Here is an 8351-nt window from a genome sequence, read left to right on the forward strand (position 1 = left end):
CGCTGGCAGGCTATGGGCTGACCTGGCGTTACGAGATGCGCAGCCTCGACCGGCAGCTGAACGACCGGCTGACGCTTGCCGGGCACAGCGTCGCGGCCGAGGTGGACCGCTTCCGCTATCTGCCGGCGGTCGCGGCGCAGGATGCGCGCGTGCTCGGACTGTTGCGCGGCGGCGATGTGGCTGCGCTCGATGCGGCGAACGCCTATCTGCAGCGGGTGCGCGACCTGTCCGGGGTGGACGAGCTGTATCTCCTCGATCCGAAGGGGCGCACCATCGCGGCGTCGAACTGGAACCGGACCGACAGTTTCGTCGGACAGGATTACGCGTTCCGGCCCTATTTCGTCGATGCGATGACGCGCGGCACAGGGCGCTATTACGCGGTCGGCGTGACCACCGGGAAGCCCGGATATTTCCTGTCGCTGCGGCTCGGTCCGGCCTCGGCGCCGCTGGGTGTGGTGGTGGTCAAGGTGGATATGGCGAATCTGGAAACTGCCTGGGTGCGGGCGGACGAGGCGGTGGGCCTCGCCGACCGGACAGGGGTGGTGTTTCTGTCGGGGCGGCGCGACTGGCGCTATCGCCCGCTCGACCGGCTGAGCGCCGCAGATATCGCGGATCTGCGCGAGGAGCGGCGCTACAGCGGGCTCGGCGTGGCCGAGGCGGTGCCCCTGCGCGCTTCGGATGGCACGATTCACGACCGCGCCGGGGCGTTGCGGGTCGCGACGGCCGCGGTCGAGCCGGACGGCTGGCGGCTGTTCGTCGCGGCCCCGCTGGCGGCGGCGCGCGGCACGGCGGCGCTCGCCGCGACGGTGACGGCGCTCGGCGGGGCGGTGCTGACGGGGCTCGGGCTGCTGCTGTGGCAGCGCCGGCAGATCGTGCGCATCCGCCTCGAACAGGCCGATGTCCTCGAACGCCGGGTGGCGGAGCGCACCGAGGCCCTCGCCCGCGAGGTCGAGGAGCGCCGTCAGGCCCAGGACGAGCTGCGCCGCACCCATGCGAGCCTTGTCCATGCCGCGAAGCTTGCCGTGCTCGGCCGGATGTCGGCGACCGTCGTGCATGAGGTCAGCCAGCCGATCTCGGCGCTCGATGCGACGCTCGCCGCGGCAGAGCTGCATCTGGCGAAGGGCGACGGCACGCGCGCGGCGGCCAGCATCGGTTCGGCCCGCGGGCTGTTGCGCCGGATGCAGGAGATGGTGCGCACCCTGCGCCAGTTCGGCGCGCGCCAGAAACCCGCGCCGCCCGCCCCGGTCGAGGTGGCGGGCGCGCTCGCCGCCGCGCTCGATGTCCTCGAACCGCGGCTGCGCGAGCTTGGTCTGCGCGCCGAAGCCGGGGATCTGCCGCCCGATCTGCCGCCGGTCTCAGGCCAGCCCGCGCAGCTGCAACAGGTGCTGACCAATCTGATCCTGAACGCGGCCGAGGCCACCGCCTCGATCCCCGCCACCCCGCGCGAACCCCTGCGCATCGCGCTGGCGCCCGGCGACGACAACGCCCGCGTGTTGCGCCTCGCCATTCTCGATCGCGGGCCGGGCATCCCCGACGAGATGCGCGAGCAGGTCTTCGAGCCGTTCTACACCACCCGCGTCACCGGCGAGGGGCTGGGCCTCGGTCTGTCCATCGTGCGCTCGATCCTCGAAGGGATGGGCGGCCGGCTGGTCTTCCGTCCGCGCGACGGAGGTGGCACGGTGACGGTGCTCGAACTGCCGGTCTACGGCGCGACGACGGAGAAACCGGCATGACCCGAGGCGCCATCGCCTTCATCGACGACGAAACCCGGCTGTGCGCCGCGGCCGAAGACTGGCTGGGTGCCTCTGGCTTCGAGGTCGAGACCTTCTCGGACCCGCTGAGTGCCGTCGCCGCCATCGACCCGGCCGCCATCGACTGCGTGGTGACCGATCTCAGGATGCCCGGCATCGACGGGCGCGAGGTGCTGCACCGCATCCGCGCGGCCGATCCGGATCTGCCGGTGATCCTGCTGTCGGGGCATGGCGACGTGCCCGTCGCGGTCGAGGTGATGCGCGAGGGCGCCTTCGATTTCCTCGAAAAACCCTACGGGGCCGAGCATCTGGTGGCCGCCATCGACCGCGCGGTCGAGATGCGCCGGATGCGCCGTCAGGCCCGCGCCGCACGCTTCCCGGAAACCGCCGGGGTGATGCTGGAAACGCGGCTTGCCGGCGCTTCGGCGGCCGTCGGCGATCTGCGGGCCATGGTGCGTGCGCTCGCCGACCGGCCGGTCGATCTGCTGATCCGCGGCGAGCCGGGCACCGGCAAGGAGCAGATGGCCCGCGCGCTTCATGATTTCGGCAAGCGCGCCCGGCGTCCCTTCGTCGTCGTCGATTGCGCGCCGCGCCCCGAGCAGGCCTTCGAGGCCGAGCTGTTCGGCCACGAGCGCGGCTTCGTCGCCGGCACCACCGCGGTGCGGATCGGCAAGCTCGAATACGCCCATGGCGGCACGGTGATGTTCGACGGGATCGAGAAACTCAGCCCCTCGCTTCAGGCGCGGCTGTTGCGCGTGCTGCAGGACCGCTCGGTCGAGCGGATCGGGTCGAACGCGCCGCGCCCGGTCGATATCCGGGTGATCGCCGCGACCCATGCCGACCTCGACCTTGAGGTGCGCGAGGGCCGGTTGCGCGCCGATCTGTTCCACCGGCTCAGTGCCGTCGACATCGCCATCCCGCCGCTGCGCGAGCGGCGCGAGGACATCGCGATCCTGTTCGTGCGCTTCGTCGAGGAGGCGGCGGAGCGGTTCGGCCTGCCGGTGCCGGCGCTTCTGGACATGGATCTGCGGCTGCTGGAGGCACGCGCCTGGCCCGGCAACGCGGCCGAGCTGAAAGCCCATGCCGAGCGTCACGTTCTGGGGCTGCGGCTGCCCTCGCATCCCGTCCCCGCGCCCGAGAGTCTGCCCGAGCGTGTCGCCCGTTTCGAGGCCGAGACCATCGCCGACGCGCTGCGCGCCTGCGAGGGGCGCTCTTCCGAGGCCGCCGAATTGTTGGGCGTGCCGCGCCGGACGCTGAACGAAAAGATCGCACGCTACGGTTTGCGGGCCGACTGATCGGGCGAAATTTCGCCCATCACTTTTCGGTGCGGCAAGATCGTGCTTGAAACGATCTTGCGCAGAGCTTTTTGCCTCAATTCATGTCATTGATATAAAACATGAATTATTGAGTTTCCGAAATTTTCAACCGGCGGGTGTTTTTTCGTTGGTCTCCGGTCACGCTCCGGTCACGCTCTCGTGCAGAAACACCATCTCTTGGGAGGAGATCGCATGTTCGGATTCACGGCAAAGGTTCTTGCCGCGGCTGTCGTCGCCGCCACCGTTACGGCCCCCGTTGCGAAGGCAGAGTTCATCAACATCGCCACCGGCGGCACCTCGGGCGTGTATTACCCGCTCGGCGTCGCGCTGTCGGAGCTTTACAGCCAGGACATCAAGGGCGCCCGCGTTCAGGTGCAGGCCACCAAGGCCTCGGTCGAGAACCTCAACCTGCTCGGTGCGAAGAAGGCGGAACTGGCCTTCTCGATCGGCGATTCGGTGAAATACGCCTGGGACGGCAACAAGGAAGCGGGCTTTCCGAAGCCGCTGACCGATCTGCGCGCGCTGGCCTCGATCTACTCGAACTATATCCAGATCGTGGCCGAGAAGGAGTCGGGCATCAAGACGATCTACGACCTGAAGGGCAAGACGCTCTCGGTCGGCGCGCCGGCCTCGGGGACCGAGCTGAACGCGCGCGAGATCTTCAAGGCCGCCGGGATGACCTACAACGACCTCGGCAAGGTCGAGTATCTGCCCTATGCGGAATCGGCCGAGCTGATCAAGAACAACCAGCTTCAGGCCACGCTGCAGTCCTCGGGCCTCGGCGTCGCGTTCATCAAGGATCTGGCTTCGACGCATGACATCACCATCGTCGCGATCCCGAAGGAAGTCGTCGAGAAGATCGGCGCGCCCTACGTTCCCGCGGTGATCCCGGCCGGCACCTATCAGGGCCAGACCGAGGATATCCCGACCGCCGCGATCAGCAACATGCTGGTCACCCGCGCCGGCGTCAGCGACGAGACCGCCTATCAGATGACCAAGCTGCTGTTCGAGAACCTGCCGAAGCTGCAGGCCGCGCATTCGGCCGCCAAGGCGATCAGCGTCGAGCACGCGACCGACGGCCTGTCGATCCCGCTGCATCCGGGCGCCGAGAAGTACTATCGCGAAGTCGGCGTGCTGAAGTAATCCGCCAGACCAGATCCGGGCGGCGCGGCCGCCCGGCCTTCGGCGGGGCCCGGTGCGGCCGCGCGTCAGATTTTCCCGGAGACATCCATGACAGATACTGCTTCTCACGCCTCGGCGGGGGCGTCCGCGCATGAAGAGGTCCACGAAGGCCTTCCCCCCGGCTGGGGCGAGGGGCTGAACGGCCGCATCGCTTATGGCGTGGCGCTGGTCTTCTCGCTGTTCCAGCTGTTCGTCGCCGCTTACGGCACATTGCCGAGCCAGATCATCCGCGCGCTGCATGTGGGCTTCCTGATCCTGCTTGGCGCGATTCTGGTCGCGAACCTGGTCTCGCGCAGCCGCGCGGGCAAGCTCGGCTGGTGGCTCACCGGCCTCGCGGGCATGGGAACCGGGATCTACAACTGGGTGTTTTACGAAGACATCATCCAGCGCACCGGCTATCTGACCACGGCCGATCTGGTCGCGGGAACGGTGCTGATCGCGGTGGTGTTCATCGCGGCGCGCAAGCTGATGGGCTGGCCCTTGGCGATCATCGCGGCGATGTTCCTCGCCTATGCCGCCTTCGGCGAATACGCTCCGGGCGTGTTCCAGACCCGCGGCTACGATTATGCCCAGCTGGTCGAGAACTTCGCCTTCGGCACCGAGGGCATCTACGGCACGCCGATCTATGTCAGCAGCAGCTATATCTTCATCTTCGTGGTCTTCGCGGCCTTCCTCGAACGCGCGGGGATGCTGAACCTGTTCAACGATTTCGCCCTCGGGCTGGTCGGCGGCAAGCGCGGCGGCCCGGCTCAGGTGGCGGTGCTGTCTTCGGCGCTGCTCGGCACGATCTCGGGCTCGGGCGTGGCGAACGTCGTGGCCTCGGGCCAGTTCACCATTCCGATGATGAAGAAGTTCGGCTTCAAGCCCGCCTTCGCCGGCGGGGTCGAGGCCACCGCCTCGATGGGCGGGCAGATCATGCCCCCGGTGATGGGCGCCGTCGCCTTCATCATGGCCGAGACGCTGAACGTCCCCTATGCCGATATCGTCAAGGCGGCGATCATCCCGGCCTGCCTGTATTTCGGCGTGGTGTTCTGGATGGTCTGGCTCGAGGCCGGTCGTCTCGGACTGAAGGGCCTGCCCAAGGCGGAACTGCCGAACCCCTGGAAGGCGGTGCGCGATCAGTGGCCGCTGGTGCTGCCGCTCGCGGCCCTCGTGTTCCTGCTGTTCTCGGGCTACACGCCGATCTTCGCGGGCACGATGGGGCTTGGCCTCGTGGTGGTGCTGATCCTCGGCGGGCCGCTCGCGGCGCGGATCGGGCCGACGGCGTTTCGCGTGGTGTTCTGGCTTGCGCTCGGCCTCGGCTGCGCGGCGTTTCTGGAATATGGGGTGAAGGCGCTGTTCATCGTGATCGGCGTGCTGGTTCTGGCCTGCGCGGTGTTCAAGGGCGGGCGCGAGACGCTGGTCATCGTGCGTGACGCACTGGCGCAGGGCGCGCGCAACGCGCTGCCCGTCGGCATGGCCTGTGCCATCGTCGGCATCGTGATCGGGACGCTGACGCTGACCGGCATCGCCTCGACCTTCATCGGTGCGATCATCGACATCGGGCAGAACAACCTGTTCCTGTCGCTGGTGCTGACCATGCTGACCTGCCTCGTGCTGGGCATGGGCATCCCGACGATCCCGAACTACATCATCACCTCGTCGCTCGCCGGTCCGGCGCTGCTGGAACTGGGCGTGCCGCTGATGGTCAGCCACATGTTCGTGTTCTACTTCGGCATCATGGCGGATCTGACGCCGCCGGTGGCGCTGGCCTGCTTCGCGGCCGGGCCGATCGCCAAGGCGCCGGGGCTGAAGATCTCGATCCAGGCGATCCGCATGGCGGCAGCGGGCTTCATCGTGCCGTTCATGGCGGTCTACACGCCGTCGCTGATGCTGCAGGACGGCGGCGCCATCGCGGCCAGCTTCGGCTATCCGGTCGAGGTGGTCTATGTCGTGGTGAAGACCATGCTGGCGATCGCGCTGTGGGGTGTGGCGGTGGTCGGCTACTTCAACGCGCCGGTCAGCTGGATCGAGCGTGCGCTCGCCTTCGCCGCCGGTGTGTCGCTGATCATGGCGATGCCGGTGTCGGACGAGCTGGGCTTCGCCCTCGCGGTGCTGGTCGCGGTGCTCTACTGGTTGCGCAACCGCGGCTTGGCACGGGCCGCCGCCTGATGTTGTGCCTGGCGACGGGCACCAAGGTGCTGGCCTTCGCGGTCAGCACCTTCACGCTGAGCTGGACCCATTCGGTCCAGCGCACCGAGTGGTGGGAACGCTGGGAAGTGACCGAGGCCGGCATTCGCCCGGTCGAGGCGCGGGTGACCTCCTCGGGCGCCGGGATGGAGGCGCCGGAGGGCGCCGTCGAGGAAGCCGATGGCTGGCACTATGTCCCGCATCTGCCGCCGCAGCATCAGGTGTTTCTGGGCGCGTCCGGCGCGACGGTGGGGGGCTGGACGCTGTGCGCGGGCGACAGCTGTCAGGTTGTCGGGGCGACGGCCGGCGCGCCCCTGGCGCTGTGGTCGGACAAGGATTGCAGCCATCCGCCCGAGACCCGACCCTGAGGCGCGCGGCGCTTTCGGTCCCCGTCCCGGTGTCACGGCCGGAGCCGGCCTGCGAACGCCATTGCGGCCGGCCTCGGGACGGGCGGCGGGGATCTGCCGCCCGGATGTCTCTGGCGTCGGTCAGGCGGAATACAGGGCCAGAGCCACGAGTGCCGCGACGATCCAGAACAGCACACCGCTCACCATCAGAAACGTGGCGAAAGGCGAGTTTGCCGGACGCATCGTCCCCGGCACGGGCGGCGGCACGGGCGGCGGCACGGCTTGCGGGCTTCGGGTGGTATCGGGGACATCGCTGCGGCTGAGGGGCGGAGGGACGCCGCGGCGGATCGGATCGGGCTGCACCGGGGCCGGGCTCTTCGCCGATCCACCGACTCTGCTGCGCCAGCTCAATCCCGTGCCGGGGATCGACGCGTTCAGATAGACGCCTTTCCGGCCGAGGTTCACGGATGCGCCGCGCGGGCCGAGGGTCGTGCTGATCCCGCGTTTCCCGAAGTTGAGCGTGATCCCGGGCGCGATCTTCACGCGCTTGCCGAACCGAAAACTCATCGCTGCCTCCGTGCCGAATGGTCCCGTGTCAGATCGCCCCGTGTTCCCGGCGCCCGTGTTTCCGCTGCATTGTGCGGCCCGGCGATCCGGGCGTCCCGCTCATTTCCGGCAGGTCTTGTCCTGGGCGATACAGGCATTGCCGCAGGGCTTTCCCTTCTTGCAGGCCTTCACCTCGGTCGGGTGCAGGCCGTTTTGCAAGGTCTGCCGGGCCCGCGCGATGTCGGGAGAGGCGGCACTGGCCGTCTGAGCGGAGGCCGCGACGACAAGCGCGGCCGCGATGGTCATTCTGAACATGATCCCTCCGGTTTCCGGCGAAGCCACGGGAGGTATCTTTCCGCCCCGGCGGGCGATTCGACAAGGCATTTCGTTGGCGCTGCCCGTCAGATCGTCCCGAGCGTGATCCATGCCACAGCGGCATAGCGCCCGCCCTTCGCAAGCGTCACCACGAGGGCGAAGCGCCAGAACGGCTCCTTCAGCATTCCTGCGGCAAGGGTCAGCGGGTCTCCCACGAGCGGCAGCCAGGATGCCAGCAGGCTCCAGTGCCCCCAACGGCGATACCAGCCCCCGGCGCGCGCGATCTGCCGCTGAGAAAGCGGAAACCAGCGACGGTCCGAAAAGCCGATCAGAAAGCGCCCGAGACCCCAGTTGACCATCGAGCCGAGGACGTTCCCCACCGTCGCGACGGCAAGCAGCAGCCATGTGGGATGCGTTCCGGAGAGCAGGAGCGCGACGAGAACCGCTTCGGATTGCACCGGAAGCAGGGTGGCCGCGATCAGCCCTGCCAGAAACAGGCTGACCAGTTCAACCATCGGCTCTTTCGCTCCTGCGCTTTCGGGAAACCGGTTCGGTGCTTCGGGGTGTTTTGGTATGTCGGCGGGGTCGGGATCGCAAGGCCCTGCCCGGGCCTTCCGGGGATGGCGCCGCGGCCCGGGCGCGGCATTTTTCCGGAGCGGCTGCGGGGCTTTCTTTGCGCCAAATCCGGAAATCCATGGTGCGGGCGACCGGACTCGATATGTAAG

General features: G+C 68.3%; 8 protein-coding genes. 5 read left to right on the forward strand and 3 right to left on the reverse strand.

Annotated elements, in window-relative coordinates:
- The 5 genes from CG50_RS05080 to CG50_RS05100 form a co-directional block, all read left to right on the forward strand.
- Positions 1–1733: sensor histidine kinase (locus tag CG50_RS05080; RefSeq protein WP_051909538.1), on the forward strand; the 1733-nt coding region annotated here is incomplete at its 5' end.
- Positions 1730–3046, forward strand: coding sequence for a sigma-54-dependent transcriptional regulator (locus CG50_RS05085; RefSeq protein WP_036635987.1), 1317 nt, complete (start codon positions 1730–1732; stop codon positions 3044–3046). The genes CG50_RS05080 and CG50_RS05085, both read left to right, overlap by 4 nt.
- Before the next feature lie 213 nt (positions 3047–3259).
- Positions 3260–4210, forward strand: a complete 951-nt coding sequence (locus CG50_RS05090) for a TAXI family TRAP transporter solute-binding subunit (protein ID WP_036635989.1) — start codon at positions 3260–3262, stop codon at positions 4208–4210.
- An 87-nt stretch (positions 4211–4297) separates the two neighbouring features.
- Positions 4298–6400, forward strand: a complete 2103-nt coding sequence (locus tag CG50_RS05095) for a TRAP transporter permease (protein ID WP_036635990.1) — start codon at positions 4298–4300, stop codon at positions 6398–6400.
- On the forward strand, positions 6400–6786 hold the full coding sequence (locus CG50_RS05100) for a DUF1850 domain-containing protein (protein ID WP_245615606.1): 387 nt from the start codon (positions 6400–6402) through the stop codon (positions 6784–6786). Before CG50_RS05095 ends, CG50_RS05100 begins: the two co-directional genes overlap by 1 nt.
- A gap of 120 nt (positions 6787–6906) precedes the next feature.
- On the opposite strand, the gene CG50_RS16175 is transcribed toward CG50_RS05100, so the two are convergent.
- The 3 genes from CG50_RS16175 to CG50_RS05115 all read right to left on the reverse strand — a co-directional run bounded on the left by CG50_RS16175 (position 6907) and on the right by CG50_RS05115 (position 8141).
- On the reverse strand, positions 6907–7332 hold the full coding sequence (locus tag CG50_RS16175; protein WP_051909540.1) for a DUF4236 domain-containing protein: 426 nt from the start codon (positions 7330–7332) through the stop codon (positions 6907–6909).
- 99 nt (positions 7333–7431) lie between these two features.
- Entirely contained in the window at positions 7432–7626 is a 195-nt protein-coding gene (locus CG50_RS05110; RefSeq protein ID WP_036635992.1) for a hypothetical protein, read from the reverse strand.
- Positions 7627–7712: 86 nt separating this feature from the next.
- A complete protein-coding gene (locus tag CG50_RS05115) occupies positions 7713–8141 on the reverse strand; it encodes a YqaA family protein (protein ID WP_036635994.1) in 429 nt (142 codons plus the stop codon).
- Positions 8142–8351: the final 210 nt, after the last annotated feature.

This window comes from Paenirhodobacter enshiensis, from assembly GCF_000740785.1.
In the GTDB taxonomy this organism is placed as follows: domain Bacteria; phylum Pseudomonadota; class Alphaproteobacteria; order Rhodobacterales; family Rhodobacteraceae; genus Rhodobacter; species Rhodobacter enshiensis.

What these genes read in the sequence shown, in the direction of transcription:
- CG50_RS05085 (WP_036635987.1), top strand. Translation starts at nt 1,730, where the DNA reads ATGACCCGAGGCGCCATCGCCTTCATCGACGACGAAACCCGGCTGTGC.
- CG50_RS05090 (WP_036635989.1), top strand. Translation starts at nt 3,260, where the DNA reads ATGTTCGGATTCACGGCAAAGGTTCTTGCCGCGGCTGTCGTCGCCGCC.
- CG50_RS05110 (WP_036635992.1), bottom strand. Translation starts at nt 7,626, where the DNA reads ATGTTCAGAATGACCATCGCGGCCGCGCTTGTCGTCGCGGCCTCCGCT.
- CG50_RS05100 (WP_245615606.1), top strand. Translation starts at nt 6,400, where the DNA reads ATGTTGTGCCTGGCGACGGGCACCAAGGTGCTGGCCTTCGCGGTCAGC.
- CG50_RS16175 (WP_051909540.1), bottom strand. Translation starts at nt 7,332, where the DNA reads ATGAGTTTTCGGTTCGGCAAGCGCGTGAAGATCGCGCCCGGGATCACG.
- CG50_RS05115 (WP_036635994.1), bottom strand. Translation starts at nt 8,141, where the DNA reads ATGGTTGAACTGGTCAGCCTGTTTCTGGCAGGGCTGATCGCGGCCACC.
- CG50_RS05095 (WP_036635990.1), top strand. Translation starts at nt 4,298, where the DNA reads ATGACAGATACTGCTTCTCACGCCTCGGCGGGGGCGTCCGCGCATGAA.